25 protein-coding genes are annotated in these 26,467 nt (G+C 70.1%); 13 read left to right on the top strand and 12 right to left on the bottom strand.

The features are described from left to right. Positions 1 to 76 precede the first annotated feature (76 nt). Both RBS12_RS03865 and RBS12_RS03860 read right to left on the bottom strand, forming a co-directional pair. Positions 77 to 919 carry a PhzF family phenazine biosynthesis protein gene (locus tag RBS12_RS03865; protein WP_307964745.1) on the bottom strand — a complete coding sequence of 281 codons (843 nt, stop codon included), beginning with the start codon at positions 917 to 919 and terminating at the stop codon, positions 77 to 79. After that, the gene (locus tag RBS12_RS03860; protein WP_307964744.1) at positions 916 to 1,401 is read right to left on the bottom strand and encodes an NUDIX hydrolase; all 486 of its coding nucleotides are present in this window, start codon (positions 1,399 to 1,401) and stop codon (positions 916 to 918) included. Before RBS12_RS03860 ends, RBS12_RS03865 begins: the two co-directional genes overlap by 4 nt. Before the next feature lie 76 nt (positions 1,402 to 1,477). On the opposite strand from RBS12_RS03860, the gene RBS12_RS03855 reads away from it, so the two are divergent. Continuing rightward, complete coding sequence (locus RBS12_RS03855; protein ID WP_307964920.1) at positions 1,478 to 2,218, top strand: glycerophosphodiester phosphodiesterase family protein; 741 nt, start codon at positions 1,478 to 1,480, stop codon at positions 2,216 to 2,218. 23 nt (positions 2,219 to 2,241) lie between these two features. On the opposite strand, the gene RBS12_RS03850 is transcribed toward RBS12_RS03855, so the two are convergent. Then, on the bottom strand, positions 2,242 to 2,907 hold the full coding sequence (locus RBS12_RS03850; protein ID WP_307964743.1) for a class I SAM-dependent methyltransferase: 666 nt from the start codon (positions 2,905 to 2,907) through the stop codon (positions 2,242 to 2,244). 82 nt (positions 2,908 to 2,989) lie between these two features. Here RBS12_RS03850 and RBS12_RS03845 point away from each other — a divergent pair, with 82 nt between their 5' ends. Then, positions 2,990 to 3,889: an AraC family transcriptional regulator gene (locus RBS12_RS03845; RefSeq protein ID WP_307964742.1), complete on the top strand. Its 900-nt coding sequence runs from the start codon at positions 2,990 to 2,992 to the stop codon at positions 3,887 to 3,889. Positions 3,890 to 4,079: 190 nt separating this feature from the next. Further along, the gene (locus tag RBS12_RS03840) at positions 4,080 to 5,747 is read left to right on the top strand and encodes an alkaline phosphatase family protein (protein WP_307964741.1); all 1,668 of its coding nucleotides are present in this window, start codon (positions 4,080 to 4,082) and stop codon (positions 5,745 to 5,747) included. 159 nt (positions 5,748 to 5,906) lie between these two features. Here the strand turns inward: RBS12_RS03840 and RBS12_RS03835 are convergent, their stop codons facing one another. Next, complete coding sequence (locus tag RBS12_RS03835; protein ID WP_307964740.1) at positions 5,907 to 6,497, bottom strand: TMEM175 family protein; 591 nt, start codon at positions 6,495 to 6,497, stop codon at positions 5,907 to 5,909. 52 nt (positions 6,498 to 6,549) lie between these two features. Here RBS12_RS03835 and RBS12_RS03830 point away from each other — a divergent pair, with 52 nt between their 5' ends. Together RBS12_RS03830 and RBS12_RS03825 are read left to right on the top strand one after the other, a co-directional pair. Continuing rightward, positions 6,550 to 7,665, top strand: a complete 1,116-nt coding sequence (locus RBS12_RS03830) for a glycerate kinase (RefSeq protein ID WP_307964739.1) — start codon at positions 6,550 to 6,552, stop codon at positions 7,663 to 7,665. A gap of 111 nt (positions 7,666 to 7,776) precedes the next feature. Then, the gene (locus RBS12_RS03825; protein WP_307964738.1) at positions 7,777 to 9,054 is read left to right on the top strand and encodes an MFS transporter; all 1,278 of its coding nucleotides are present in this window, start codon (positions 7,777 to 7,779) and stop codon (positions 9,052 to 9,054) included. A gap of 61 nt (positions 9,055 to 9,115) precedes the next feature. Here RBS12_RS03825 and RBS12_RS03820 read toward each other — a convergent pair whose 3' ends face one another. Then, entirely contained in the window at positions 9,116 to 10,297 is a 1,182-nt protein-coding gene (locus tag RBS12_RS03820; protein ID WP_307964737.1) for a multidrug effflux MFS transporter, read from the bottom strand. Positions 10,298 to 10,506: 209 nt separating this feature from the next. Next, the gene (locus tag RBS12_RS03815; RefSeq protein ID WP_307964736.1) at positions 10,507 to 11,796 is read right to left on the bottom strand and encodes a solute carrier family 23 protein; all 1,290 of its coding nucleotides are present in this window, start codon (positions 11,794 to 11,796) and stop codon (positions 10,507 to 10,509) included. 200 nt (positions 11,797 to 11,996) lie between these two features. Here RBS12_RS03815 and RBS12_RS03810 point away from each other — a divergent pair, with 200 nt between their 5' ends. The 3 genes from RBS12_RS03810 (at position 11,997) to RBS12_RS03800 (ending at position 14,783) form a co-directional block, all read left to right on the top strand. Next, positions 11,997 to 12,602, top strand: a complete 606-nt coding sequence (locus RBS12_RS03810) for a malonic semialdehyde reductase (RefSeq protein ID WP_307964735.1) — start codon at positions 11,997 to 11,999, stop codon at positions 12,600 to 12,602. 280 nt (positions 12,603 to 12,882) lie between these two features. Next, positions 12,883 to 13,374: a MarR family transcriptional regulator gene (locus RBS12_RS03805; RefSeq protein WP_307964734.1), complete on the top strand. Its 492-nt coding sequence runs from the start codon at positions 12,883 to 12,885 to the stop codon at positions 13,372 to 13,374. Beyond that, the gene (locus tag RBS12_RS03800; protein ID WP_307964733.1) at positions 13,371 to 14,783 is read left to right on the top strand and encodes an MFS transporter; all 1,413 of its coding nucleotides are present in this window, start codon (positions 13,371 to 13,373) and stop codon (positions 14,781 to 14,783) included. The genes RBS12_RS03805 and RBS12_RS03800 overlap by 4 nt, the downstream gene beginning before the upstream one ends. Here RBS12_RS03800 and pgm read toward each other — a convergent pair. Then, positions 14,731 to 16,386, bottom strand: a complete 1,656-nt coding sequence (gene pgm / locus RBS12_RS03795) for a phosphoglucomutase (alpha-D-glucose-1,6-bisphosphate-dependent) (protein WP_307964732.1) — start codon at positions 16,384 to 16,386, stop codon at positions 14,731 to 14,733. The genes RBS12_RS03800 and pgm overlap by 53 nt on opposite strands. A gap of 227 nt (positions 16,387 to 16,613) precedes the next feature. Here pgm and RBS12_RS03790 point away from each other — a divergent pair, with 227 nt between their 5' ends. Continuing rightward, entirely contained in the window at positions 16,614 to 17,510 is an 897-nt protein-coding gene (locus RBS12_RS03790; protein WP_307964731.1) for a DUF4190 domain-containing protein, read from the top strand. On the opposite strand, the gene RBS12_RS03785 is transcribed toward RBS12_RS03790, so the two are convergent. Further along, complete coding sequence (locus RBS12_RS03785) at positions 17,491 to 18,969, bottom strand: amidase (RefSeq protein ID WP_307964730.1); 1,479 nt, start codon at positions 18,967 to 18,969, stop codon at positions 17,491 to 17,493. The two genes, RBS12_RS03790 and RBS12_RS03785, sit on opposite strands and share 20 nt — an antisense overlap. 55 nt (positions 18,970 to 19,024) lie before the next feature. On the opposite strand from RBS12_RS03785, the gene RBS12_RS03780 reads away from it, so the two are divergent. Together RBS12_RS03780 and pheA are read left to right on the top strand one after the other, a co-directional pair. Further along, positions 19,025 to 19,348, top strand: coding sequence for a rhodanese-like domain-containing protein (locus RBS12_RS03780; RefSeq protein ID WP_307964729.1), 324 nt, complete (start codon positions 19,025 to 19,027; stop codon positions 19,346 to 19,348). Next, positions 19,348 to 20,271, top strand: coding sequence for a prephenate dehydratase (pheA, locus tag RBS12_RS03775; protein WP_307964728.1), 924 nt, complete (start codon positions 19,348 to 19,350; stop codon positions 20,269 to 20,271). The genes RBS12_RS03780 and pheA overlap by 1 nt, the downstream gene beginning before the upstream one ends. 47 nt (positions 20,272 to 20,318) lie before the next feature. On the opposite strand, the gene RBS12_RS03770 is transcribed toward pheA, so the two are convergent. Further along, positions 20,319 to 21,371 (bottom strand): diacylglycerol kinase family protein, encoded by a 1,053-nt coding sequence (locus RBS12_RS03770; protein WP_307964727.1) that lies wholly within the window; start codon positions 21,369 to 21,371, stop codon positions 20,319 to 20,321. A 93-nt stretch (positions 21,372 to 21,464) separates the two neighbouring features. Between RBS12_RS03770 and serS the strand changes: the two genes are divergently transcribed. Continuing rightward, the gene (serS, locus tag RBS12_RS03765; RefSeq protein ID WP_307964726.1) at positions 21,465 to 22,751 is read left to right on the top strand and encodes a serine--tRNA ligase; all 1,287 of its coding nucleotides are present in this window, start codon (positions 21,465 to 21,467) and stop codon (positions 22,749 to 22,751) included. Between the two features lie 80 nt (positions 22,752 to 22,831). Here serS and RBS12_RS03760 read toward each other — a convergent pair whose 3' ends face one another. After that, a complete protein-coding gene (locus tag RBS12_RS03760; RefSeq protein ID WP_307964725.1) occupies positions 22,832 to 23,845 on the bottom strand; it encodes a hypothetical protein in 1,014 nt (337 codons plus the stop codon). A gap of 333 nt (positions 23,846 to 24,178) precedes the next feature. Here RBS12_RS03760 and RBS12_RS03755 point away from each other — a divergent pair, with 333 nt between their 5' ends. Continuing rightward, on the top strand, positions 24,179 to 25,018 hold the full coding sequence (locus RBS12_RS03755; RefSeq protein WP_307964724.1) for an HAD family hydrolase: 840 nt from the start codon (positions 24,179 to 24,181) through the stop codon (positions 25,016 to 25,018). Positions 25,019 to 25,035: 17 nt separating this feature from the next. On the opposite strand, the gene RBS12_RS03750 is transcribed toward RBS12_RS03755, so the two are convergent. Both RBS12_RS03750 and RBS12_RS03745 read right to left on the bottom strand, forming a co-directional pair. After that, entirely contained in the window at positions 25,036 to 25,647 is a 612-nt protein-coding gene (locus RBS12_RS03750) for a hypothetical protein (RefSeq protein WP_307964723.1), read from the bottom strand. Between the two features lie 331 nt (positions 25,648 to 25,978). Then, complete coding sequence (locus RBS12_RS03745; protein WP_307964722.1) at positions 25,979 to 26,464, bottom strand: inorganic diphosphatase; 486 nt, start codon at positions 26,462 to 26,464, stop codon at positions 25,979 to 25,981. Positions 26,465 to 26,467: the final 3 nt, after the last annotated feature.

The following is a 26,467-nucleotide window of genomic DNA, read 5'->3' as shown; positions in this document are numbered from 1 at the left end:
CGACCAACAAGGTGACTGCGGTCCGCCAGAAGGTGACCCCAAGCCGGGCCGCGGCGCGGCCTCGGCCACCGAAGTCCTACAGCGCGACGGTCCCGCGCACCCCGACCACGGTGTCCCCACCGATCCACACGTCCGGACCGTCCGAGGTGACCCGGACCAGCCCCCGCCGCCCGAGCGCCGTCCCCTGCTGGGCGACGTACGACGACGGCGCGCGCCCGCTCCCGATGAGCCACTGGGCGAGCCCGGCGTTGAGGCTTCCCGTGACCGGGTCCTCGGGAACATCGAGGCTCGGCGCGAAGCCGCGGACCTCGAAATGCGCCCCCGAGTCCCAGGAATCCTCGGGGTAAGGCCCGACGACGCCCACAAGGTAGTCGTCCATCGCCGCGAAATCGGGCCGAAGTCCGAGCACCGTCTCGGCGTCGTGCAGGAGCAGTCCCACCCATCCCGGCCCGTTGTCCACCCAGGCCGCGTCGACGACGTCGTCTGCCCCGAGCCCGAGCGAGCCCGCCACCACGGCGAGCTCGGAAGGCTCGACCGGCCCTGAGCGCCGCAGCGGGGGTGCCGCGAAGGCGAGCCGGCCGTCGTCGTCCTTGAGAGTCACGAGGCCGACCCCGCATTCCTGCACGATCTGACCTGGGGCCGCGGGCACGCCGCCCGCCTCGAGCCACGCCCGCGCGGAGCCCAGCGTCGGGTGGCCGGCGAACGGGATCTCGCCGCCCGGCGTGAAGATCCGGAGGCGGTAGTCGGCCCCGGGCTGCGTGGGCGGGAGGAGGAACGTGGTCTCGGAGAGGTTCGTCCAGCGCGCGAACGCGGCCATGTCCCCGGTCTCGAGGCCGTCGGCGTCGTGCACGACGGCGACGGGGTTCCCGCGCAGGAACTCGGACGTGAAGACATCGATCTGGCTGAACGGCCTGCTCACAGGACCTCAACCCCGTCCTCAAGCTCGAGCGTGCGCTTCTCGGCGAGGCCCGTGAGGGCGGCCCGAACGTGCTGTGCGCCATGCTCGCCGAAGTGGGACTCGAAGTCCTCGGGCGCGAGGAACTTCCATTCGGTGAGCTCCTCCTCCTGCAGGGACACGCGGGCGCCCTCGGGGAGCAGCCCGCCGTCGTACAGGAAGGAGAGGCCGTCGCCGACCGGGTCCGGGAACGCCGAATGCGCGATGAGGAGCAGCGGGCCCGGCTCGATGTCGAGCCCGAGTTCCTCGCGGCCCTCACGGCGGGCCGCCGTGCGCGGGGCCTCGCCAGGATCCACGGTGCCGCCTGGGAGGAGCCAGCCCTCCTTGTAGTTCGGCTTGACGACGAGCACGCGGCCCTCGTCGTCGCGGATCACGAGGCCGGCGGCGACGCGGCGCCGCGGAAGCGTGCGGAAGTACTCCCGGCTCACCGGGCTCAAGTGCTCCATGCCTTCGAGCGTACCGCGACCAGTTTGCGCGGAGCCGCGGTACGGTGGCCGCGTGAGCTACCTCCGCCCCGCGCCCATGGCCTTCGCGCACCGAGGCTTCTCCCCGGGCGGGCTCGAGAACACGCTCACGGCCTTCCGCGCGGCGTGGGACTTGGGCTTCACTCACCTGGAAACGGATGTCCACGCAACGTCAGACGGCGTCCTCGTCGCGTTCCACGACGACACGCTCGACCGCGTCACGGACCGTGCGGGGCGGATTGCCGAGCTCCCGTGGGCCGAGGTCTCCGGGGCGAGGATCGGCGGCGTCGAGCGTGTGCTCCGATTCGAGGAGCTCGCCGAGGCCCTCCCCGACGCGTGCCTCAATGTCGACGTCAAGGCGGCCTCCGCCGTCGTTCCCTTCGCGGCCGCCGTCGAGCGCCTTGGACTGCACGACCGCGTGCTCGTCGCGTCCTTCTCCGACGCGCGGCGCCGCGCAGTCCTTTCGCGGCTCTCGCGCCCGGTCGCGTCGTCGGCGGGGATGAGGACGACGGCGCTGCTCGCCTTCGGCGGACCGGCGCTTCCCGCCGGGGTGCTCGCGCGGCTCGTCCGCGACGTCGACTGCTTCCAAGTCCCGGAGCGGCAGGGCCAGCTACGGGTTGTGACGCCGCGCTTCGTCGAGCGGGCCCACGCCCTCGGGAAGCAGGTCCACGTGTGGACCGTCAACGAGCCCGCGGACATGGACCGACTCCTCGACCTCGGCGTCGACGGCCTCCTGACCGACCGGGCCGACGTGCTCCGAGCCGTGCTCGCGGCCCGCGGTGCCTGGCCACCCGCGTAGTCTGGGGCCCTCTGAGCCGGCTGCTAACTCGGCCGCGTGGCCAGGTAGTACGTGACTTCGCCCATGATGCGGAGGCGCTCGGAGGTCACCTCGGTGCACTCAAGCCCGGCGTTGGCCAGGAGCTCCTGGATTCCGGCCTGCCCCGGGTCGGTCAGGTGGGCCGAGTTCAGGCGGCTCGAGAGGAACCCATGCACGCCGTGGGCCTGACCGGTGAAGTCGACGAGGTGCGCACTGCCTCCGGGGCGGAGCACCCGCCGGATTTCGGCGGCGGCCTGGGCCCGGGCGTCCTCGTCGAGATGGTGCAGCATGAGCGAGGAGAGCACTCGGTCGAAGGAGGCATCGGGGTACGGCAGGCGCTGCGCGTAGGCGAGGTCGAAGCTGATTCCGGTGAGGCCCCGGGCCTTCCGCCGTGCGATGGCCAGCGCGCGCGGGTCGGGGTCGGTGCCGATCACCTCGGCGTTCGGCGCGGCACGGATCGCCCGAATGGTGAGGTTGCCGGTTCCGCAGCCGATCTCGAGCACCTTGTTTCCGGGCGCTATCCGGGCCCGGTCGATGAGGGTGCGATGCACCGTTCCCGCCCCGAACGCGGCCGTGAACACGTCGTAGAAGGGGAGGAGGGCATCGCGGCCTGCTGCGGGGACGTAGTCCCGCTGCGGGGGTTCAACGTTGGTAGGACGGAATTTCATCATGTTCCCGATGGTGGCAGCTCCGGGTCCCGGAGAACCGGGTGATCGTTCGCAGAAATGGGACTATTTTTAGATCGTGACCCATGTGGCCAGACCCGTTCGGTTCAGCGAGGGCGTCCCCGTCTATCGCTACCGCACGGAACCCGAGACACCGCCCGTCGAGGTTCTGCGGTTTCCCGGCGACGGCCTTTCTGAGCACGCGAGTCGAATCATCCACGATTTTCCGGCGCTCCTGTACATCGAGCGGGCCGGCGAGCCCCCGGGGCCGTCACGGGAGGGCGAGGTCTATGCGGCCGCCGCTGGTGCGGCGATCGACCCGAGCATCGTGCGGCCCATCGGCGCTGCCTGCGGCCTGTTCTTCAATCCCGCCTTCCTCGACAGCGAGGGTCAGACGGCTTGGCCGACCTGGCGGGCCCACCCGTTGCTGTTCCCGTTCCTCCACGGAGTCCCGGGCGGCCTGCTGCGCCTTCGCGTTCCGGCCGAACGGCGGCCGCTGTGGTCAGCGACGATCGCCGCGATCGAACGGGAGCTGGCGGATCGCGAGGAAGGATACCGGCAGGCGGTCAGGGCGCATCTGACGCTGCTGCTCGTCGATGTCGTGCGGATGGCCGAGGGCGTCGCGGGCGAGCTTCGGCGAGCGGACGAACCGCTCCTCGTCGCGGTGTTCGAGGTCATCGAAGAGCGACTCGGCGAGTCCCTCTCCCTATCCGACATCGCGCAGCGCATCGGGATGAGTCCCGCCTACTTGACCACGGTCGTCCGCAAACGCACCGGGCGTACCGTCATGGGTTGGGTCCACGAGCTCCGCATGGCGCACGCGCGGAAGCTCCTCGGCGAGACGGACCTGCCGATCGGCGAGATCGCCCGCCGCGTGGGGATGCCCGATCCGGCCTATTTCGCGCGGAGCTTCCGCCGCAGCAGCGGTGCAACGCCGAGGGACTGGCGGCACGCCGCGGCCACCGGCGCAGGTGGCCGCGACACCTGACCGAGGCCGTCAAGGAGAGCATCCTCGGAGTTCCCTCGCAGTTCCCCGTGAAGTCAGCAAAGCCCAGCCGAAATCTCAGAGAACTCTCTCGCCTCTGCTGCCGCGCGCCGTCGTCCGCTGGCAGGATCCTCACGGGCCGCCCTGAGCGGCCGGAGGCACGGGGCGCCGCGGGGCGCCGGAACGGAGAACCATGAAGACCAGCACGAAGCGCGCCGTCGCCGCGGTGTTCGGCGCGGCCCTCGCCGCGACGACCGTCGCGACGGCCGCCGTCGCATCTCCCGCGGCGTCCACGGGTGATGGCCCGCAGCGGGCTAACGCGGGCAAGCACGTCCTCCTCCTCTCGGTGGACGGACTGCACCAGTCCGACCTCGACTGGTACGTCACGACGCACCCGAGCTCCGCGCTCGCCACCCTCGTCGGCCACGGCACGAGCTACACGAACGCCCAGACCCCGGTGCCGTCCGACTCGTTCCCCGGCATGGTCGGCCAGGTCACGGGCGGCAACCCGGGCACGACCGGCGTGTACTACGACGACACCTGGAACCGGAAGCTGCTTCCGGCCGGCACGACGAACTGCGCGACGGCGACGCCCGGCGCCGAGGTTGCGTACACGGAGGGTGCGGATCGCAACCCGGACGCCCTCGACGCCGGCCAGGGCCTCGCGGGCCTCCCGAACAGCATCCTCCAGATGACGGGCAACGCCGCGTCGCTGCTCGACCCGAGCCAGCTGCCTGTCGACCCGGCGACGTGCAAGCCTGTCTACCCGCACGAATACCTCAAGGTGAACACCGTGTTCGAGGTCGCAAAGCAGGCCGGCCTCCGGACCGCGTGGTCGGACAAGCACGTGGCCTACGACATCCTCAACGGCCCCTCCGGCACAGGCATCGACGACCTCTTCGCGCCGGAGATCAACTCGGCCGCCTCGATTGCCGGCTTCAAGGGCGATTGGACCAAGGACAACGCCGCGACCCAGCAGTACGACTCCTACAAGGTCCAGGCCGTGCTCAACGAGATCGAAGGCAACGACCACTCCGGCGCCCGCGCCGTGGGCGAGCCCTCGGTGTTCGGCATGAACTTCCAGTCCGTCTCGACGGCGGAGAAGCTCCCGACGTCGGACGGCCTCGCGGGCGGCTATCTCGCCGACGGCGTCACGCCCGGCCCGCTGCTGTCCAAGGCGCTCGACTTCGTCGACGCGCAGGTGGGCAAGCTCTCGGCGGCGATCGCGAAGACCCCCGACGCCAAGAAGACCACGGTGATCCTGTCCGCGAAGCACGGCCAGTCCCCGATGGAGCCCTCGGCGCTCAAGCGCGTCGACGACGGCCCCATCGTCGACGGCCTCAACGCCGCATGGCGCGCGGCGGGCAACACGGGCGACCTCGTCGCGTTCTCGACGAACGACGACGTCATGCAGCTCTGGCTCACCGTCCACACCCAGGCGGCGGCGGACTTCGCGAAGCACTACCTGCTCACGCACTCCGCGGCGGGCAACGACATCACAAAGGCGCCCATCACGGTTCAGGCCTCAGGCCTCGCGACCGTCTACGCCGGCTCGCAGGTCGCCGAGTACTTCCACGCCGCCGCGAGTGACGAGCGCACCCCGGACATCTTCGGCCTCGTCCAGCACGGCGTCGTCTACACGGGCGGCAAGGGCAAGATCGCCGAGCACGGCGGTGCCGACGCCCAGGACCGCCACGTGCCGATCGTCGTCTCGGGCGGCACGGATTCCGGTGCCTCCTCGGTTTCGGCCCCGGTCGAGACCACGCAGATCGCCCCGACGATCCTGCGCGCTCTCGGCCTCGACGCAAACGCCCTTCAGGCGGTCAAGATCGAGGGGACCCAGGTCTTGCCGCAGCGCTGACCCAGTTCCGGGGCTGAAACCGACCCCGCGGACCACTTCCGCCGCGCTCCTGACCGGTTGTGATTTCCCAATCGGTCGGGAGCGCGGCGCGTTTCGGGGCGGCGCGGATTTGCGGGGGAAATAAACGGGCGGGAACGCGGCGATGTCCCCGAAACGCGGCTACTCGGGCTCGCTCTGCCCCGCGACGGCCCGCTCGATGCGCCGATCCGGCACGATCCAGAGCGCCGCCACGGCCACATACGCGGCCACGCTTACCCAGACGGACAGGAACGCACCCGCGCAGCCCACCACGTAGATGGCCATCGACCATTTGCCCTTGGCATCGTTCCGTATGGCCTGCCGGAGTGGGCTCTCCGTGCCCTGGATCCGGATGAGCCGGGCTTGGAGGATCGTGTACGAGATCGCCGCGAGCAGGAGGTTGATCCCGTACAGGAGCACGGGCAGCGTGCTGAGGCTGCTCTCGTCCATCCATCGCGTGGTGAACGGCACGATCGAGAGCCAGAACAGAAGATTCAGGTTGGCCCAGAGCGCCCCGCCGTCCACCCGGTTGCTGAGGTGCATGAGGTGGTGGTGGTTAGTCCAGTAGATCCCGATGTAGATGAAGCTCAGCACGTACGTGAGCAGGGTCGGGAGGACCTCGAGCATTCCGTGCAGGTCCGGGGTGTTCGGGGTCTTGAGCTCGAGCACCATGATCGTGATGGCAATGGCCAGGACTCCGTCGCTGAACGCCTCGACGCGATTGGTTTCCACGGTCACATTGAAACACTCAGCGCTCCGAGGGCGCGGCTGGCAGGATGGTGGAATGCGCATTCTGATCGCACCCGACAAGTTCAAGGGCTCCCTTACGGCGGCCGAGGCCGCGGACGCGATGGCCGAGGGCGCCCTGCGGGTCTACCCGGACGCCGAGGTGACGCGGGTGCCGATTGCCGACGGCGGAGAGGGCACTCTCGAGGCGGCCGTCGCCGCGGGATTCGAGGAGCGCAACAACGCTGTGGTCGGGCCGATCCTGCGGCCCGTGGGTGCGTCGTGGGCGATCAAGGGCACGACGGCGGTCATCGAGACGGCCCAGTCCTCGGGCCTCGCGCTGCTCGACGGCGAGCCCACTCCGGAGGCCGCGCGACGGGCCCACTCGTACGGCGCGGGCCAGCTCGTCGCCGCAGCGCTCGACGCCGGCGCCACCGAGATCGTGCTGGGCCTCGGCGGCTCCGCGATGACCGACGGCGGCTCGGGCGCCCTGCGCGCGCTCGGCCTCAAGCCTCTCGACGCGGTCGGCAACGTCGTCCCGCTCGGCGGCGCTGCGCTCGCCGACGTCGTCTCGATCGATGCGTCGGACCTCGATCCCCGCCTCGCCCGCACGCGGTTCCGCATCGCCGTCGACGTCCGGAACCCGCTCCACGGCCCCGACGGCGCGGCTCACGTCTTCGGCCCCCAGAAGGGTGCGGACCCCGAAGCGGTCGAGGCGCTCGACGCCGGCCTCCGCACGTGGGCCCGCGTCCTCGCCGAGGGGACGGGCCGCGACGTCGACGTGCCCGGCTCGGGCGCAGCGGGCGGCTTCCCCGCGGCGTTCCTCGCATACACGGAGGCGGAGCTCGAGAGCGGCTTCGGGCTCGTCGCGGACCTCGTCGGCCTCGACGCGAAGCTCGCAGGGGCCGATCTCGTCATCACGGGTGAGGGCTCGCTCGACGGCCAGTCGCTCACGGGCAAGGCCCCGATCGCGCTCGCGGACCGGGCCCGGGACCGCGGAATCCCGGTCGTGGCTGTGGCCGGTCGCATCCTCGCGACCCCCGAGGAGCTCGCCGAACACGGCATCGAGGTCGCGGGTGCGTTGGTCGACCTCGCGCCGAGCCCGGCCGAGGCGATGGCCGACGGCGCGGGCTACGTGAGGCGCGCGGTCGCGGAGCTCCTCGCGGGCGCCTAAGCGGCCGGTCCCCGACGACTGGCCACCTCCCACCAACCCCTGGCCACGTCCCTAGCTGTACGCGTACACGAAGGGGCATCATCGAGTGGCGCGCTACCCAGGAGGTCGATCTTGACATCGCCTGATCCCTCGCAGCTCCGCACGACGGCGACGCCGGACGACGCCGAGCGGGCCAGGGTGCAGAAGCGCACCCTCCGTGTCGTCGTCGTCGGGCAGGTCCTCGGCGGGGCCGGGCTCGCGGCCGGCATTTCCGTGGGCGCCCTGCTCGCGCAGGACATGCTCGGCACGGACGGCCTTGCGGGCCTCCCGACAGCACTGTTCACCCTCGGCTCGGCCCTCGCCGCCTTCCTCGTGGGGCGGCTCACCCAGCGTTGGGGCCGCCGGATGGGCCTTGGGCTCGGGTTCGCTGCCGGCGGCCTGGGGGCCATCGGCGTCGTCGCGGCCGCGATGACCGGCTCGGTGCCGCTCTTGTTCGCGTCGCTCTTCGTGTACGGCGCGGGCACGGCCACCAACCTTCAGGCCCGCTATGCCGGAACGGATCTGGCCGGCCCGTCCGGGCGCGGCAAGGCCGTGAGCGTCGCGATGGTCTCGACGACCCTCGGCGCGGTGGCCGGCCCCAACCTCATCACGCCGCTTGGCCAGTTCGCCGCGGGCATCGGCGTCCCGCCGCTCGCGGGCCCCTTCCTCCTTGCGGCGGCGGCGTACCTCGCCGCGGGGCTCGCACTGTTCGTCCTCCTGCGGCCCGACCCCTACCTCCTCGCCCGCGCGATCAACGCGGCTGCGAAGGACGACGACGGCGGGCGGGCGTCCGCCGTCGTCCCGCGCCCGGGCGGGGGTGCCTATGCGGGGGCGACGGTCATGATCCTGACCCAGATCGCGATGGTCGCGATCATGACCATGACCCCGATCCACATGCGGGCCCACCATCAGGGCCTCGCGGCGGTCGGACTCGTCATCGGCCTGCATATCGCCGCGATGTACCTGCCCTCGCTGCTCACGGGAGCGCTCGTCGACAGGATCGGCCGCACCCCCATGGCCATCGCCTCGGGCGTGACGCTGCTCGCGGCGGGAGTTGTGGCGGCCTTCGCGCCGGGCGATTCGCTCGGGATGCTCATCCTCGCGCTCATCCTGCTCGGCCTCGGCTGGAACTTCGGCCTCATCTCGGGAACGGCCCTCGTCATCGATGCGACCGTGCCGGAGAATCGCCCGCGGGTCCAAGGCTCGATCGACGTCCTGATCGCCCTCGCGGGGGCCGGCGGCGGCGCGATGTCCGGCGTCGTCATGGCCTCGTCGAGCTACGAGACGCTGTCCCTCTCGGGCGGATTCCTTTCGCTGCTCCTGGTTCCCGTCCTGCTCTGGACGCGGAGGCGTGCCGCCGTCGCCGCCTAGCCGCCTCCCGCCCAACCCGTGGCCAGATCCCGCGGCCGCCCGCCGTCGTCCGTCGTGTGCGCTAAGCGCCCGTGGCAACCCGACGCCCAGCGACGAACCAGAACGAGACAGCCGCGAGCACCGCCGCGGCGAGGGTGACGACGCCGAGGGCCGTCGCATCGTGCTCGCCGCCGAGGCCCACGAGAGGAGCGGCGACGCCGCCGAACGCGAAGCGCGTGAGCCCGAGGAGGGAGGACGCCGTGCCCGCGATCTCGCGGTAGTGCGAGAGGGCGAGGGACGTCGACGGCGGTGCCGTCATCGCCATCCCGGAGACCATCGTGAAGAGGGACGCGATGACCGCGATGAGCGGGAGGTGAAGGACGGCCGTGACGAGCAGGAAGCCCGCGCCCGCGACCCCCATCACGAGGCCGAGGGCGAGCGTTCCCCGTTCCGACCAGCGCTCGGAGAGGCGCCCGGAGACGAAGCCGAACACCATGTAGCCGAGGGAGTTGAGGCCGAACGCGAAGGCGTATTCCTGCGGGGTGAGGCCGTAGATTCCCTGCAGCACGAACGTCGCGCCCGCGAGGTAGGCGAAGATCACTGCGCCCGCGAATCCCGTCACGAGGAGCGACGCGACGAACACCCGGTCGGCGAGCAGCCGAGCGAAACTCTGCAGCGTGTGCGAGAGGCTCCCGGGTGCCCGGAGCCCCGTCGGCAGCGTTTCGCGGAAGATGAACGCGGAGGCCGCGAGGATGCCGATTCCGACGATCCCGAGGAAGACGAAGGTGCCTCGCCAGTCCGTGAAGGCGGTGAGCTGGCCGCCGATCACGGGGCCGATAATCGCCGCGAGGCCGCCGAGCACCGCGAGCCTCCCGTAATAGCGCACAAGCTTGCCGCCCGAATACAGGTCCCGACCCGCGGCCTGCGCAATCACGATCCCCACCGATCCCGCGAGGCCCTGCACGAGTCGCGCCCCGATGAGTGCTTCGATCGAGGGGCTCGCCGCGCACAGCGCGCAGGCGGCGACGTACGCGACGACCCCAATGAGCAGCGGGCGACGGCGGCCGAACCGGTCCGAGAGCGGCCCAGCCACGATCTGGCCGAACGCGAGCCCGATGAGGCATGCGGAGACGGTGAGCTGCGCCGTCGACGTCCCCGCGTGGAGATCCGCGGTGAGCGCCGGCAGCGCGGGGAGGTAGAGGTCCATCGAGATGGGTCCGAAAGCAGTCAGCAGGCCCAGGACGACGGCGAGCGGGCGGCTCACAGTGCGCTGCGTCGGATTCGGTGGGGCTTGGGTCGTGGCCACAGTGGTCCTGTCGTTCGAGGTGTGACCTCAGCACATCAGAGCGCGCGCAACCGGGGGAGTGCCCTGTCGTTGCAGGTACTGCCAATACCCCCTTCGCCGCCCGTACCCCCTCGTTGCGCCGTCACGTTCGCAGGGTGCACACCCACCAGATGTGAGGGCGCAACGCGTCAGACCCGCTCGGTCTCCGGCTCCCGCACGGTGCCGCGCCAGCGCGCGAGCGCCGTCATGCCGTGGTAGACGATGAGCGCGGCCGCGGAGCCGAGCGCGATCCCCGCGAAGCTCAGCTGACCGACGGTCCACGTGTAATCCGCGATCCCCACAATGAGCGCGACCGCCGCCGTCGTGATGTTGATCTGGTTCGAGAAGCTGACCCGCCCCTGGACCCAGATCTTGACGCCGAGCACGCCGATCATGCCGTAGAGCATCGTCGCGGCGCCGCCGAGCACGCCCTGCGGGACCGTCGCGATGAGCTCGCCGAACTTGGGCGAGAAGCTCAGCACGAGCGCGCAGGCGCCCGCGACCCAGTACGCCGCGGTCGAGTACACCTTGGTTGCGGCCATGACGCCGATGTTCTCGGCGTACGTCGTCGTGCCGGAGCCGCCGCCGAGGCCCGCGAGGACGGTGGCGACGCCGTCGGCCATGAGCGCGCGCCCCGCCACGCCGTCGAGGTTCTGGCCCGTCATCGCGGAGACGCTCTTGACGTGACCCACGTTCTCCGCGACGAGCACGAGGACGACGGGGACGAAGAGCCCGAGGACGCCTACGTGGAACTCGGGAGTCTGGAAGTGCGGGAGGCCGATCCATGCCGCGGCGTCGACTTTCGAGAAGTCCACTTCGCCCCGGGCGACGGCGACGACGTAGCCGATCACGACGCCCACGAGGATGCTCAGCCGTCCCAGGATGCCGCGGAACAGGACGCTCACGAGGATGATCGCGACGAGCGTCACGAGCGCGGTGACTGGAGCGGCGGTGAAGTTCTGCTTCGCGGCCGGCGCGAGGTTGAGCCCGATGAGGGCAACGATCGAGCCCGTCACGACCGGAGGCATGACGATGTTGATCCAGCGCGCGCCGAACTTCTGCACGATGGCGCCCACGAGCGCGAGCACGATTCCGGCCGCGACCACGCCGCTGAGCGCGCCCCCGACGCCGAACTGCTGCTGCGACGCGAGGATCGGGGCGATGAACGCGAACGACGAGCCGAGGTAGCTCGGCACGCGTCCCTGCGTGACGACGAGGAATAGGAGCGTCCCGATGCCCGAGAAGAAGAGCGTTGTTGCGGGCGGCATGTGCGTGAGGATCGGCACGAGGAACGTCGCGCCGAACATTGCGACGACGTGCTGCAGCCCCACCCCGACGGTGAGGGGCCACGAGAGCCGCTCTTGGGGTGCCACGACTTCTCCGGGCCGGACGGAGCGGCCGTCCCCGTGGAGCTTCCATCTCGTGCCGAGCAGGCTCATGCGCGCGCCTTCCAGTGCTGGGGTGGGGTATCAGGGGGCATCCTACTCGCGCCGTCCGACACCCCTGGCCTGCCCGAGAGCGGCGCCCGCGCCGTGTGTCGAATCTCACCGTCCGGGGCGGAAGGGGAGCGGGCGACGGCGGGTTCTACCTCTTGGAGCGCGGCGCGATGGGCCGCGTACACGGATTGAGGAGATTTGGCATGAGCATCGCCCACGAAGAAGCCGCTCTGGACGCCGCGGCCGTCGACGCCCTGTTCGTCGAGGCCCGCACGGCGAATTCGTTCACGGGCGAGGTGACGGACGAGCAGGCGCAGGCCATCTACGAGCTCACGAAGTTCGGTCCGACGGCGTTCAACAACCAGCCGCTGCGCATCACCTATGTGCGCTCGCCCGAGGCACGCGAGCGGCTCGTCGCGCACATGAGCCCCGGCAACCAGGAGAAGACGCGCCAGGCCCCGCTCGTCGCGCTCCTCGCGTTCGACACCGAGTGGCACGAGAAGTGGGGGCAGTTCCTCCCGGCTGCGTTGCGCGCGAAGGCGATGTTCGACGACGACGAGTCGCTCCGCCACGGCACGGGACGCGACAACGCCCATCTCCAGGCGGGCTACTTCATCCTCGCGGTCCGCGCGCTCGGCTTCGCGGCGGGCCCGATGACCGGCGCGAACTTCGGCGCGATCGACGCCGAATTCTTCCCCGACGCCGGCCGCAGGAGCTTCCTCGTGGTCAACATCGGCCTCCCGGGCGCCGAAGCGTTCGGCCCCGCGAAGACGAAGTTCGCGTTCGAGGACGTCGTCGAGACCCTCTGACTCCCCCCGTTCAGGGGTCACCTCCCGCGGGTGAGTGTCCGTCCAGGGGTCACCTTCCGCGGGTGAGTGTCCGTCCAGGGGTCACCTTCCGCGGGTGAGTGTCCGTCCAGGGGTCACCTTCCGCGGGTGAGTGGCCGTCCAGGGGCCACCTCCCGCGGGTGAGTGGCCGTCCAAGGGTCACCTTCCGCGGATCGAACCCGCGGAACGTGACCCTTCGAATGCACGAGGGTGACCGCCGTCATATACTTAGCCAAGCTAATGAGCTAGGCTAAGTATCGATATGACGCGACAGACTCCTGAACCCCGAACCGAAACCGAAGCCCCCACCCCGGACGCCCCCACCCCGGACGCCCTCGCCCTCGACGACCTCGCCGTCGAACTCCGCATCGCCGTCATGCGCACGTCCCGGGTCCTGCGGACCCAAGCGAGCAGCGACGCGGTGACCGCAGGGCAGAACACGGTGCTGGGCATTATCGCGAAGCGCGGACCCCAGACCATGCGGCAGCTCGCCGACGCCGAACGGGTGCAGGCGCCGAGCATGACGCGAACGGTCAATGCGCTCGCCGCCCAAGGCCTCGTGACGCGGACCGACAGCCCGACCGACGGGCGGCAGGTCGTCGTCGACCTCACCCGCGAAGGCCGCGCGGTGCTCGAGGAGTCCCGCCGCCTCCGCTCGGTCTGGCTCGCGAGCCGGCTCGAGGACCTCTCCGACGCCGACCGGGCCACGATGCACCGCGCCGCCGAGATCCTCGTGGAGATGTGCGCCCGGTGAGCAAGACGTTCAAAGCCCTCCGCCACCCGAACTATCGCCTGTGGGCAGCCGGCGCCCTCGTCTCGAACATCGGAACGTGGATGCAGCGCGTGGCCCAGGACTGGCTCGTCCTGACGGAGCTCACGCAGCACGACGCCGCCGCCGTCGGCGTCACGACCGGGCTTCAGTTCCTTCCCATCATCGTGCTCGGCCCGTATGCGGGCGTCCTCGGGGATCGCCTCGACAAGCGCAGGCTGCTCATCGGAACGCAGTCCGCGCTGGGCGCGCTCGGCCTTCTCCAGGCCGTGCTCGTCCTCTCTGGCACGGCCCAGCTGTGGGAGGTCTACGCGATCGCGCTCGGCCTCGGCGTCGCCAGCGCGTTCGACGCTCCGCCGCGACAGGCCTTCGTCTCCGAGCTCGTGGGCCGCGCGGACGTTCCGAATGCCGTCGCCCTCAATAGCGCCTCCTTCAACCTCGCGCGCCTCGCGGGTCCCGGCATCGCGGGCGTGCTCATCGGGCTCATCGGCACGGGCTGGGTCTTCCTGCTCAACGCCGTGACCTTCGGTGCCGTCCTCGCCTCGCTGACGAGGCTTCGCACGGACCTTCTGCACCCGGCGCCTCCGGTTCCGCGGGGCAAGCACCAGATCCGCGAAGGCATCCGCTATGTGCGCGACCAGCCGCGGATCCTGCTCATCATGGCGATGGCCGGCCTCGTCGGGACGTTCACCCTCAACTTCCAAGTCACGAACGCCCTCATGGCGGCCGACGTCTTCCGTGCTGGGCCCGACGCCTATGGGCTCCTCGGGTCCGTCATGGCCGTGGGCACGCTCACCGGCGCCCTCCTCGCGGCGCGACGGAAGACTGCCCGCATGAGCCTTCTCGTGGCCGCCGCGGTGTTGCTCGGCCTCGCCACGATCGTGGCAGCGGCGATGCCCGGCTACATCTGGTTCGCTCTCGCGCTCGTGCCCGTCGGTCTCGCCGCGATCACCTTCCTCAACCTGTGCAACACGATCGTCCAGCTCAGCACGGAGGCCCAGTACCGCGGGCGGGTCCTGGCGCTCTACATGGTGGTCATCCAGGGCGGTACCCCTATCGGGGCTCCGCTCGTGGGCTGGATCGCGAACACGGTCGGGCCGCGATGGTCCGTGGTCGCCGGCGGCTTGGCCGCCGTGATCGCGGGTCTGCTCGGTGTCGTTGCGCTCAGCCGCCGGAGCGACGGGACCCTGCGCGACCAGCTGCGGGCTGCGTGGGCGACGCGGCGTGCGACGACGCCGCCCACCGCTGCCGTCCCCGTCGTGCCGTCACCTTCGCAGGGTGACTTCCAGCCACAGACGACGACGGCGCAACCGGCCGCGCACGTGACGGCCCCACCAACTGCTACGCAATCACCGAATCGACGAGCGCCTTCGCCTCGGCCTGAACCTGCTTGAGGTGCTCCTCGCCCTTGAAGGACTCGGCGTAGATCTTGTAGACGTCCTCCGTCCCGGACGGCCGCGCAGCGAACCACGCGTTCTCGGTCGTGACCTTGAGGCCGCCGATCTTCGCGCCGTTGCCTGGCGCCTCTGTGAGCTTCGCGGTGATCGTCTCGCCCGCGAGATCGGTTGCCGTGACGTCCGCGGCGGAGAGCTTGCCCAGCTTGGCCTTCTGCTCGCGGTTCGCGGCAGCGTCGATGCGGGCGTACGACGGCGACCCATACTTCGCAGCGAGGTCGGCGTAGCGCTGGGACGGGCTCTGTCCCGTGACCGCCTGGATCTCGGACGCGAGGAGGCACAGCAGGATGCCGTCCTTGTCGGTCGTCCACACACCGCCGTCCATCTTGACGAAGCTCGCGCCGGCGCTTTCCTCACCGCCGAACGCGCCCTCGCCAGTCAGGAGGCCGGGCACGAACCACTTGAACCCGACGGGCACCTCAACGAGCTTGCGGCCGAGTCCAGCGGCGACGCGGTCGATCATGGATGAGCTCACGAGCGTCTTGCCGACCACCGAATCCTGCCGCCAGCCGGAACGGTTTCGGTACAGGTAGTCGATCGCAACGGAGAGGTAGTGGTTCGGGTTCATGAGGCCGGCGTCCGGCGTGACGATGCCATGGCGGTCGGCATCGGCGTCGTTGCCGGTCGCGATGTCGAACTTCGTCTCGCCCGAATTGACCTTCGCGATGAGCCCGGCCATCGCGGACGGCGACGAGCAGTCCATGCGGATCTTCTCGTCCCAGTCGAGGGTCATGAACGCCCACTGGGGGTCGACGATCGGGTTCACGACCGTCAGGTCGAGATGGTGGCGCTCCCCGATCTCGCCCCAGTAGTCCACGGACGCGCCGCCCATCGGGTCGGCTCCGATGCGCACGCCCGCGTCTCGGATCGCTGCGATATCGAGAACGAGCGGGAGGTCGTCGACGTAGCTGGAGAGGAAGTCGTACTGACCGGTCGTGTCCGCGGCGAGGGCGTCCTGCAGCTGGATGCGCTTGACGCCGCTCAGCTCGGCTTCGAGAAGCTCGTTGGCCCGGCTGGCGATCCACCCGGTCGCGTCGGTGTCCGCCGGGCCGCCGTGCGGCGGGTTGTATTTGAAGCCGCCGTCGGCGGGCGGGTTGTGACTTGGCGTCACAACAATTCCGTCCGCCCGCGCGGGGTCGTCCTCGGCGCGGCCCGCGTTGTACTTGAGGATCGCGTGGCTCAAGGACGGAGTCGGCGTGTACCCATGGCGGGCGTCGACGAGGACCGTGACGCCGTTGGCCGCGAGCACCTCAAGAGCCGTGTTCGTGGCGGGCTCGCTCAGCCCGTGGGTGTCCCGGGCGAGGAAGAGAGGCCCGCGGATGCCCTGACCGGCGCGGTACTCGACGATCGCCTGCGTGATCGCGGCGATGTGTTTCTCATTGAACGAGGCCTTGAGGCTCGACCCGCGGTGGCCCGACGTGCCGAACGCGACGCGCTGGCCGGGGTCGCTCAGATCGGGGGAGACGTCGTAGTAGGCATCCAGGAGTGCCGTGACGTCGACGAGATCACTGGGGAGGGCTACAGTGCCCGCGCGGTTAGCCATGCCCATAGCTAAGCAGAGAACGCCAACAGTGGGTTGCCTCTGCGTGAAGATTTCCCGTAGTGACGCCGCGCTTTCCCGTTCGTGCTTTCCCGTTCACTCATCATGCGACGACCCTACGCAGGGGGTCTGACATTCTTGGCGGGGGCTGCCGAGACCGGTCCCCGTCGGATCACGCGAGTAGGCTGGTTCGTGCGTGCAGGGGACATGCGCGTGGGGACGGAGGGGACATGGCAGAGACCCACGACGGCGGCGCCGCGCCTGAGGAGGGCCGGGAAGGCCAGGCATCTGAAGGCAAGGCACGTGAGGACGGGAGTCCCGCGGAAGCGGCCGCGCCGGTCGGCCAACCCGCAGCGGGAGATCGCCCTGCGGCTGAGTCCCTGCCGACATCCTCAGACCGCCCCACCGAGCCGATCGCGCGCGCGAACGCACACCCGACCCGCAAGATCTCGCCGGTTCCGCCCGTCCCACAGGCGCCGCGCGTCGTCCGCACCTCGGCAGCTCCCCAGCCGCCGGCCGCTGGCCCAGGACCCAAGCCGGGTGGCGGCCCTTCCGGGCCGGGATACCCTGGCGCTCCGTACGGCGGCCCCCAATACGGCGGCCCCCAATACGGCGGCCCCCAATACGGCGGGCAGCGTTACAACGGGCCCGAGGGCAACCCCGAGCCGTACGGCAACCCCCAGCAGTACGCCGGTCCCCAATACTCCGGCGCCCATTATCCCGCCCAGTACAACTCTGCGCCGTACGGGCAGCCACCGTACGGGCAGTCACCGTACGGACAGTCACCGTACGGACAGACGCCCTACAGTCCGCCCCCGGGCCAGCCAGGGTACGGCCAGCAGTACGCGTACCCGCCGGCCTACCCGCTGAATCCGATGAGCGAGCCCAAGGGCCTGAGCGTCGCGTCGATGGTGTGCGGCATCGCGTCGATCCTGGGTTTCGCGGCCTTCCTCCTCCCGACGATCGCCGCCGTCGTGCTCGGACACCTCGGCCTCGCCCGCGAGCCTGCCGGGAGGGGCTTCGCGATCGCGGGCCTCGTCATGGGATACCTCTCGCTCATCATCACGATCGTCGTCGTGGCGTTCTTCGTCATCGCCTTGGCCTCGATCAGCCCGTACGACTACTGAGCGCGCCCGGGGTCTCGAGGAGCCTCGCGAGCGCGAGGAGCAGGCCTTCCGAGCCTGCCCGGCCCACGAGCTGCGCGCCCATGGGCAGGCCCGTTTCTGTCCAATGCGTCGGCACGCTCACAGCCGGGAGCCCGCACACGTTCACCATCGACGACCACGGCGCGAACTCGCACTGGCGCGCGTAGTCGTCGTCGGCCGTCGTCTGCCACTCGGTTCCCGAGAACCAGCCGACGGGTCGCGGCGTCTGGGCGAGCGCGGGCATGAGCATGACGTCCCAGCGGGCGTATTGGGCGATCGTGTCGTGCTCGAACATGTGTAGGAACGCGAGGGATTCGTCGAGCTTGGAGCGGCTCCGCTGCTGTGCGCGGCGGCGGAACGCCCGCGTGAGAGGGGTGAGGAGCGGTTCGCGCTCGGGCCCGATCCGCAGGCTTCCGATGCCTGCCGTCCACGCGGCCGTGAACGCGTCGGGGTAGCGGTTGTCGTAGCGGACGTCGGCTTCCTCGACGAGATGCCCGGAAGCTTCGAGCCGGGCGACGGCGGCGGTGAGCGCGGCGAGCGCGTCCGGTTCGGGGTGGACGCGGTACCGCTGGTCCCACGGGCTTGCGAGGGCCACGCCGATGCGCTGGCGCCCCGGCTCGCGTCGCGCCGCATCGACGTACGACGCCGCGTGGCGTCCCTGGTGCCCCGCGTCGCGCGGGCGACCCCCGCCGAAGGCGACGAGCGCGTCGAGGAGGAGTGCGGCGTCGTCGGCCGTTCGCGCGAGCGGGCCTGCGACAACGAGACGGGCCGCGTCCCCGGCGCTCTGGCCCACGGCAATGAGCCCGCGGCCCGGCTTGAGACCTACGATCCCGCAGGCGGCCGCGGGGATACGGATGGAGCCGCCCCCGTCAGTGCCCGCCGCGAACGGGAGCATGCCGGCCGCGACCGCTGCTGCGGAGCCGCCCGAGGATCCGCCCGAGCTCAGGCCGGGCGCGTGCGGATTGCGCGACGGTGGGGCGACGCGGTTCTCGGAATACGCGGTGAGCCCGAACTCAGGGACCTGTGTCTTGCCGAGGGAGATCACCCCCGCGGCGCGCAGAAGCGCGACGAGGGGGCCGTCGCCCGGTGCGGCACGGTGCTCGACCGCGGAGCTCCCGTGCGTCGTGGGGACGCCTTCGACGTCGACGAGGTCCTTGAAGGCTGTCGGCATTCCGTGGAGGGGCGGCAGCTCGTCGAGGATCCCCTTGCGGCGCGCGGCCGCGTGCGCCGCGTCGACGGCGATGGCATCATCGAGGGCGCGCTCGGCCGTGACGGCCACGAACGCCCCGAGATGTGGGTTCGCGGTGTCGATCGCTTCGAGGAAATGGCCGACGGCGTCCCTCGCCGAGAGCTCTCCGGAACGGAGCGCGTCACGCAGCGCTACCGCGGACAAGCGGCCGACGGTGGGGTCCACGGGCTTCCTCTCTGTCGCGGCGTTCATGAAAGCCACATCACTATAGGCTTGACGCAGAACGGCGTTTCACCAGGAGGCACCCATGCCCAGCTTCGAATCCGTCCGCATCGGCGAGCTGCCCGCGGGCACTCTGCTCGACGTGCGCGAGGACTACGAGTGGGAGGCGGGCCACGCCGAGGGAGCGCTGCACATCCCTATGGATCAGCTCCCGGCGCGCCTCGGCGAGCTCGATCCCGACGAGGACCTGCTCGTCGTGTGCCGAACGGGCGGCCGGTCCGCCCGCGTCACCGGTTGGCTCGTCGACCAGGGGTACTCCGCGATGAATGTCGTGGGCGGAATGGACGCATGGCTTGAGGCTGGACGGCCGATCGTGTCCGAAAACGGCCAGCGGCCAACGGTCCTCTAGTGATCTACACGTTCCTCGGTCCCGAGGGGACCTTCACCGAGGCCGCCCTCCTCAAGGTGCCTGGTGCGCGCGATGCGGCGCGGATCCCGTCGAGCAACGTCAACGAGGCGCTCGACCGCGTCCGGGCCGGCGAGGTCGACGCTGCCATGGTGCCGATCGAGAACTCCGTCGAGGGCGGCGTCACGGCGACGCTCGACGCGATCTCGACCGGGCCGGAGTTGCGCATCGTCCGCGAAGAGCTCGTGCCGATCACCTTCGTGCTCGTGGCCCGCCGGGGCACGCGCGTCAGCGACGTGAAGCGTGTATTCACCCATGGGCATGCGTGGGCGCAGTGCCGCTCATGGGCCGCCGCAAACATTCCGAGTGCGGAATATGCCCCAGCCTCCTCGACGGCGGCGGGCGCCATCTCGCTCCTCGAAGATGGCTCGCTGCCCGGCGACGCCGCGATCTGTGGCCCCATCGTGGCCGAAGAACATCCCGAGCTGAGCGTCCTCGCGTCCGACATCGGCGACAACCCTGGCGCCGTGACGCGCTTCATCCTCGTCTCGCGTCCCGCAGGGCTCCCGCCGCGGACGGGCGCGGACAAGACGACCATCGCCGTGCCGCTTCCCGAGGACCACCCGGGTGCCCTCATGGAGATCCTGTGGCAGTTCGCGTCGCGGGGTGTCAACCTCTCTCGGATCGAATCGCGGCCCACGGGCGAGTACCTCGGCCACTACTTCTTCAGCATCGACACCGAGGGCCACGCCCAGGACGCGCGCGTGGCCGACGCTCTCGCGGGACTGCACCGCATCAGCCCCGAGACGCGCTTCCTGGGCTCGTACCCGCGCGCCGACGCGGTCGAACCCGCCGTCGGTTCCGTCAACGCGGACGAAGCGTTCGAGGCGAGCCGTGCGTGGGTGAGCGGGATCCTCGGCGACTGACGCTGGAAGGCATGCGCCGCCGTCGTCCGATCTAGCCCGCAGGTGGCTCAGCCGGCGACGCGGACGAGCAGCGAAAGCGGGCGCACTTCGACCCGGATGTCGGTCGCGGGGCCGGTCGGATCGCCGTCGACCTGAGTCTCGACCGGCTGGGCGCTTCGGATTCGAACGCTCTGCGCGCCGTAGAAGGACATGACGGGAAGCGGCCGGTTGTGCTGGAACGTGATCTTGAGCCACATCTCAAGCCAGCCGAGGAGGCTGCGCGGGCTCATGACGACGATGTCGAGGACGCCGTCGTCGATGTACGCCTCGGGGATGAAATCGACGCCGCCGGGGAGCTTGCTGCAGTTCGCGAAGAGGACGCTGCGCACGCTCCGTGTCTGGAAGTCGCCGTCGTCGAGCGCGACGTCGACCTTCTTGCGCCGGCGCCCCGGCATGTGCCGGATGCCCGCTTCGGTGTAGGCGATCCACCCGACGGCCTTCTTGAGGTCCTCGTTCGTGTCGCCGAGGATCTCGGCGTCCATGCCCATGCCTGCGATCACGAGGAACGTGTGCTGGGACTTCGCTCCGGTCGCGCGGTTCTCGAGGGCCATCGTTGCCGTGTCGATCCGCCGCTGTCTGCCGAAGAGTGCCGTATGAACGCACTGCGCGAGGCGCGTGAGGTCCAGGTCGAGGTTCCGGGCGAGGAGGTTTCCCGTGCCGAGCGGGACGAGGCCGAGCGCGACGTCCGTGCCCGCGAGGGCCTCCGCGACGACGCGCACCGTGCCGTCCCCGCCGCACGGGATGACGACGTCGGCGCCCGCCTCGAGTGCCGCGCGCGCCATCGAGTGGCCCGGATCGTCCGCCGTCGTCTCGAAGACGAGCGGGCTAGGCCAGCCGGCCCCGCGGCATGCCGCTTCGATGAGCATCTCCGCCTCGGACGCGCGCGCCTTCGTGGGGTTGAGGATCACCGCGACCTGCTGCGGCCCGGGCTCAGGCATCTGCGCCGGCTCGGCGACGGCGCTGCGGCTGTGCTGCTCCCGGAGTCTGCGCACGCCCCACCAGCTCGTGACGGCGAAGGCGCCGGCTGCAGCAAGGGCACCGGCGATGATCCAGTTGCGCATGGTTCCTTCACTCTATCCCGCACGCGTTTGAACTGGGCCCTGCCGCCGATCTGCATGCCCATTCAACTCGGCTGGCCCGTTAGGCTAAGGGGCGTGATTGACGTCAGAGAGCTCAGCGAGCATCCCGAGAAGTTCCGCGCGAGCCAGCGTGCGCGCGGTGCGGACGAGTCCCTCGTCGACAGGCTCCTCGCTGCTGATTCCCGTCGCCGGGCTGCCCTGACCGAGTACGAGACGCTGCGCGCCGAACAGAACGCGTTCGGCAAGAAGGTCGCCGCCGCAAAGGGCGAGGAGAAGCAGGCGCTTCTCATGGAGGTCAAGGAGCTCGCCGCGAAGGTCAAGGCTGCCTCCGTCTCGGCGGACGAGGCGCAGGCCGAGCAGGACGAGCTCATGCGCGTCTTCCCGAACCTCGTGATCGACGGCGTCCCGGCGGGCGGCGAGGACGACTACATCGTGGTCAAGACCGTCGGGACCCCCCGCGACTTCGCGGCCGAAGGCTTCGAGCCCCGCGACCACCTCGAGATCGGCGAGCTCATCGGGGCGATCGACATGGAGCGCGGCGCGAAGGTCTCCGGCGCCCGCTTCTACTTCCTCAAGGGCGTGGGCGCGCGGCTCGAGCTCGCGCTCCTGCAGATGGCCCTCGATCAGGCCATCAAGGCGGGCTTCACGCCCATGATCACCCCGACGCTCGTGCGTCCCGAGACCATGCAGGGCACGGGCTTCGACGTCAAGCACGACGCCGAGATCTACCGGCTCGCCGAGGACGACCTCTACCTAGTGGGCACCTCCGAGGTCTCCCTCGCGGGCTACCACTCCGACGAGATCCTCGATCTGTCCGGCGGCCCGGTCCGCTACGCGGGCTGGTCCTCGTGCTACCGCCGCGAGGCCGGCTCCCATGGCAAGGACACGCGTGGCATCATCCGCGTGCACCAGTTCAACAAGGTCGAGATGTTCTCCTACGTCCCGCTCGAGGAGGCCGAGGCCGAGCACGCCCGCCTGCTTGCGTGGGAGGAGGAGATGCTCGCGAAGGTCGAGCTCCCGTACCGCATCATCGACACCGCTGCGGGCGATCTCGGCATGAGCGCGGCCCGCAAGTTCGACTGCGAGGCGTGGGTCCCGACGCAGGGCCGCTACCGCGAGCTCACCTCAACGTCGAACTGCACGGGCTTCCAGGCCCGGCGGCTCAACATCCGCGAGCGGATGTTCGACGACGACGGCGCCGCCAAGGGCACGCGCAGCGTCGCGACGCTCAACGGCACCTTGGCGACGACCCGGTGGATCGTCGCGATTCTCGAGCACCACCAGAACCCTGACGGCTCCGTCACGGTTCCGGCGGCCCTCCGCCCATACCTCGGCGGCCTCGAGGTGCTCCCGGTCCTCTAGCCCCGGGTCCTGTGGCCCCGGGTCGGGCCGCGCCCCGGTTCCGTTCCGCGCAAAGACGCGTTGTGGCCGACGAGACGGCTTCAGGCGATCTTCTCAGCCACAACGCGTCTTTCCGTCGGGCGTAGCCCGGCTTCGATGAGCTTCGCGCGGAGCCGGACGGGTCTTTCGAGGTCTGCCCAGTCCCATCGCAGCACGGGGTGGCCAAGCGCGAGCAGCCGGTTCTCACGGCGCTTCTCCCGCCGGATGATCTCTCGCGGGTCTTCGCCATCGGTCAGTTCTTGGTCGAAGTACTTGCCCCATCCGTCGAACTCACCCACAGGAGACGGTTTCCCGTCCCAGGCAAAGTCGGTCCGGCCGATGAACCCGCGGGAGTCATGGTGTTCCCTCTGGAGCTCCGGCTCCGGGAACCCGAACAGAAGCATGAGGGCTCGGCTCACAGATTCCCCGGGGGATTCCGCGCCTGATCGCGCCAATGAGGCGACGGTTTCGGCCCGGGATCGTTGGGTCTGGTGCTTGAGGGCTGCCATCGCGCTCGCGATGTCTGGTCTGTCGAGAAGCGCGACGTCCCCGCCTTGACGGAGAACCGCGTCGGCAACCGTGAGCGCCCGCGCGAACTTCCCGGTGCTGAGAACATCGGCCAGGGCTTCGGCCAGCGGCACGGCGGAGAAAGCGCCCGCGTCCTCTGCTTCTATGCGTGCAAAGAGGCGCCGTCGGATACGCGGAGGCGGGAGCCGACGTACGAGAATCGCGGTTTCGGAGCTGCCGCGAACTGCGAAACTGCTCGGCTGCAGCCCGAGCCTTCCGTTCGAGGTTGTCGCGACGTCGATCGTCGCGGGGGCTTTGACGGTGGGGACTCCTCGAAGGAATAGGGCAGTCTCTCCGCAGAAGACTGCGCTCGGGTTCGCCCACGCATGAGCTTCGAGGGCAAGCGAGAACCGTTCGTCCGGACGAGCCTCGCGCCAGGTGGCCACCGGAACGTAGAAGCCTCGACGCAGTCGCACCAGGCTGCCCGATGCGAAGCCGCGGCGCGCGTCCGCCATGGGCCCCAGGATTTGGCGCAGCGATGTGTTGATGAGGCAGTCGGCGGTGTCCATAGCGCGAGCATTCCAAACGACCCGAGGGCCAGGCCACGAACGGTCGTGATATGTGGACAAGAAGGCCACATCCGTGACGCCCGAGGGGTGTTGAGGGACAAGGCGAGGGACAGCGCCTCGCTCGACAGCCCTCGGAGCAGGCGCAGACGCCTTGCGGCCCAGAAGATCAACCGAGCGCGTCTTCTCGGCCACAACCCGTCTTCGGAAGCGTCCCTGCGACGGGGCAAGGTGAACACTCACACTGTGCGGAACCCTGTGAGTATTCACCCCGTGTTCACGAGCCGTCCGGGGTCAGTCCGCGGCAGTGTCGGTGGCAAGTGGTTCACTAGATCCATGACAACAACGCTGAACGCTGGCATCGATGACCAGCTCGGAACTCTTGACCGTAGGCTCGTGGCGCTCGACGTGGACGGTACCCTCGTCGATCACTACGGCCACATGCGCCCCGCCGTGCGCGAAGCCGGCCAGGCCCTCGTCGCAGCCGGACACGAGGTCGTCGTGGCGACCGGCCGCTCCCTCGGCGCGGCACTTCCCATCGTCGAGCTACTCGGCGTCGAGCGCGGCTACATCGTCTCGTGCAACGGAGGCGTGGTCGCCCGCATCGATGTCGGCGTGAATGGCGGCTACGAAGTGATCGACCGCCGCGTCTTCGATCCGTCCCCCGCCCTCGAGGCGCTGCGACACCGCCTTCCCGGCGCGAAGTACGCCCTCGAGGACGCCGAGGGGAATTTCCTCTCCACCGAGCGCTTCCAGGACTCGAGCTTCGGGGTCGAGGCCAAGGGAGTGACATTCGAGGAGCTCCTCGGGGTTTCGGCCGTGCGCCTTGTCGTCTTTTCGACCGACGCCACCGCCGAGGAGTTCGGCCGCGCCGTCGAGTCGATCGGACTGCACGGCGTGACCTATTCCGTCGGCTGGACGGCATGGCTCGACATCGCCGCGAAGGGCGTCACAAAGGCGAGCGGGCTTGAGCACGTTCGTGCCCTTCTGGGCATCGACGAGGCGAAGACGGTCGCGGTCGGCGACGGCCGCAACGACATCGAGATGCTCCAATGGGCGCGTCGTGGCGTCGCAATGGGCCAGGCCCCGGATGAGGTCAAGGCCGCCGCGAACGAGGTCACGCTTGCCGTCGAGGAGGACGGCGTGGTCGCCGTCCTGCGCTCGCTGCTCTCGTAACCGGGCAACCAGACGGCTCAGCGCACCTCGAGCATGAGCCGGAGGAGCCGTGCGGCTGCCGGTCGGGCGTCGTGCTCCTCAGTCCACAGGGCCCGCGCGATGGCTTTCGACACCGCCTGCGCCGTGATGCCGAGCGCCTCCGCGACGGCTTTCTGCTGGCCACGCACGCCCGGTGTGAGGAGCTCGAGGACCCGCCATTCCGCCGTCGTCCGCCTTGCCACGGTGAGCGCGAGCAGACGGAGGATCGCCCCGGCCTCAGCGGCGAGCGCGCGGTCGGGGCCGTCGACGGCGATTGCGGCCTCGTCCTTGATGTGCTGGGCGAGTTCGACGGCGCGGCGCGAGTAGACGAGACCGAGTCCGGTGACGTCGTGCATCGTTTCGGGAAGGGGCTCGCCGAGAGGCCCGACGCCGATTCCGACGTTCCAGCGGACCCCGCCGCATGCGTCGGCGCGCATCGCGGCCAGCCCGGCGTCGATCGCGCCGGCCGGGGAGGAGAAAACGCCCTGGACCTCGTCGCCGACGCTGCGTGTGAACGGCACCTCCGGGCGCAGCCGGCCGAGCGCCCGCAGAAGCTCGGGCACGCGATCACCAGATTCGCGGTCGCGCTGATTGATCGTGACCGTGTACATGGCCCGAGCCTAGTCCCCACCGGCTCCCGCCCCTCGCAGGCTGAAGGGCGGGTCCCTCGCCGGCGTGGCCCCACCCACCGGCTCCCGCCCCTCGCAGGCTGAAGGGCGGGTCCCTCGCCGGCGTGGCCCCACCCACCGGCTCCCGCCCCTCGCAGGCTGAAGGCGGGTCCCTCGCCGGCGTGGCCCCACCCACCGGCTCCCGCCCCTCGCAGGCTCAGGGCGGGTCCCTCGCCGGCGTGGCCCCAGACCCACCGTCGAACGGGCCGCAACACGAAGGACGGGACCCCAGGTCGCGGGATCCCGTCCTTGAGAGGTGAGGCGTCAGTGGCTGTCAGTGCCCGTCGCCGAAGCGCTTGATCGATGCCTCGAGCTCGGCCTCGGCCGCGGCGCGGTCCGACCAGCCGGCCGGCTTGACCCACTTGCCCGGCTCGAGGTCCTTGTAGCGGCTGAAGAAGTGCTCGATCTCCTTGACGAGCCACTCGTCGAGGTCCGACGCCTCCTTGATGTGGTCGAAGCGCTTGTCGGCCGGGACGCACACGAGCTTGGCGTCGCCGCCGGACTCGTCCTCCATGTTGAAGATCGCGATCGGGCGGGCTTCGAGCAGGATGCCCGGGAAGAGGTCGACGTCGGGGTACCACACGAGCGCGTCGAGCGGATCGCCGTCCTCGCCGAGCGTGTTCTCGAAGTAGCCGTAGTGCGTCGGGTACTGCATCGAGGTGAACAGGACGCGGTCGAGGCGGACGCGGCCCGTCTCGTGGTCCACTTCGTACTTGACGCGGGAGCCGCGGGGGATCTCGATCGTGACGTCGTGCTTCATGGT

The organism is Sinomonas sp. ASV322 (assembly GCF_030908245.1).
GTDB lineage: Bacteria > Actinomycetota > Actinomycetes > Actinomycetales > Micrococcaceae > Sinomonas.
The sequence above is the reverse complement of the archived record's forward strand: the minus strand, read 5'-3'. Positions and strand labels throughout refer to the sequence as shown.

What these genes read in the sequence shown, in the direction of transcription:
- RBS12_RS03850 (WP_307964743.1), bottom strand. Translation starts at nt 2,907, where the DNA reads ATGATGAAATTCCGTCCTACCAACGTTGAACCCCCGCAGCGGGACTAC.
- RBS12_RS03745 (WP_307964722.1), bottom strand. Translation starts at nt 26,464, where the DNA reads ATGAAGCACGACGTCACGATCGAGATCCCCCGCGGCTCCCGCGTCAAG.
- pgm (WP_307964732.1), bottom strand. Translation starts at nt 16,386, where the DNA reads ATGGCTAACCGCGCGGGCACTGTAGCCCTCCCCAGTGATCTCGTCGAC.
- RBS12_RS03755 (WP_307964724.1), top strand. Translation starts at nt 24,179, where the DNA reads ATGACAACAACGCTGAACGCTGGCATCGATGACCAGCTCGGAACTCTT.
- RBS12_RS03815 (WP_307964736.1), bottom strand. Translation starts at nt 11,796, where the DNA reads ATGAGCCTGCTCGGCACGAGATGGAAGCTCCACGGGGACGGCCGCTCC.
- RBS12_RS03840 (WP_307964741.1), top strand. Translation starts at nt 4,080, where the DNA reads ATGAAGACCAGCACGAAGCGCGCCGTCGCCGCGGTGTTCGGCGCGGCC.
- RBS12_RS03830 (WP_307964739.1), top strand. Translation starts at nt 6,550, where the DNA reads ATGCGCATTCTGATCGCACCCGACAAGTTCAAGGGCTCCCTTACGGCG.
- RBS12_RS03855 (WP_307964920.1), top strand. Translation starts at nt 1,478, where the DNA reads ATGGCCTTCGCGCACCGAGGCTTCTCCCCGGGCGGGCTCGAGAACACG.
- RBS12_RS03785 (WP_307964730.1), bottom strand. Translation starts at nt 18,969, where the DNA reads ATGAACGCCGCGACAGAGAGGAAGCCCGTGGACCCCACCGTCGGCCGC.
- RBS12_RS03760 (WP_307964725.1), bottom strand. Translation starts at nt 23,845, where the DNA reads ATGGACACCGCCGACTGCCTCATCAACACATCGCTGCGCCAAATCCTG.
- RBS12_RS03810 (WP_307964735.1), top strand. Translation starts at nt 11,997, where the DNA reads ATGAGCATCGCCCACGAAGAAGCCGCTCTGGACGCCGCGGCCGTCGAC.
- RBS12_RS03750 (WP_307964723.1), bottom strand. Translation starts at nt 25,647, where the DNA reads ATGTACACGGTCACGATCAATCAGCGCGACCGCGAATCTGGTGATCGC.
- RBS12_RS03790 (WP_307964731.1), top strand. Translation starts at nt 16,614, where the DNA reads ATGGCAGAGACCCACGACGGCGGCGCCGCGCCTGAGGAGGGCCGGGAA.
- RBS12_RS03805 (WP_307964734.1), top strand. Translation starts at nt 12,883, where the DNA reads ATGACGCGACAGACTCCTGAACCCCGAACCGAAACCGAAGCCCCCACC.
- RBS12_RS03770 (WP_307964727.1), bottom strand. Translation starts at nt 21,371, where the DNA reads ATGCGCAACTGGATCATCGCCGGTGCCCTTGCTGCAGCCGGCGCCTTC.
- RBS12_RS03780 (WP_307964729.1), top strand. Translation starts at nt 19,025, where the DNA reads ATGCCCAGCTTCGAATCCGTCCGCATCGGCGAGCTGCCCGCGGGCACT.
- RBS12_RS03860 (WP_307964744.1), bottom strand. Translation starts at nt 1,401, where the DNA reads ATGGAGCACTTGAGCCCGGTGAGCCGGGAGTACTTCCGCACGCTTCCG.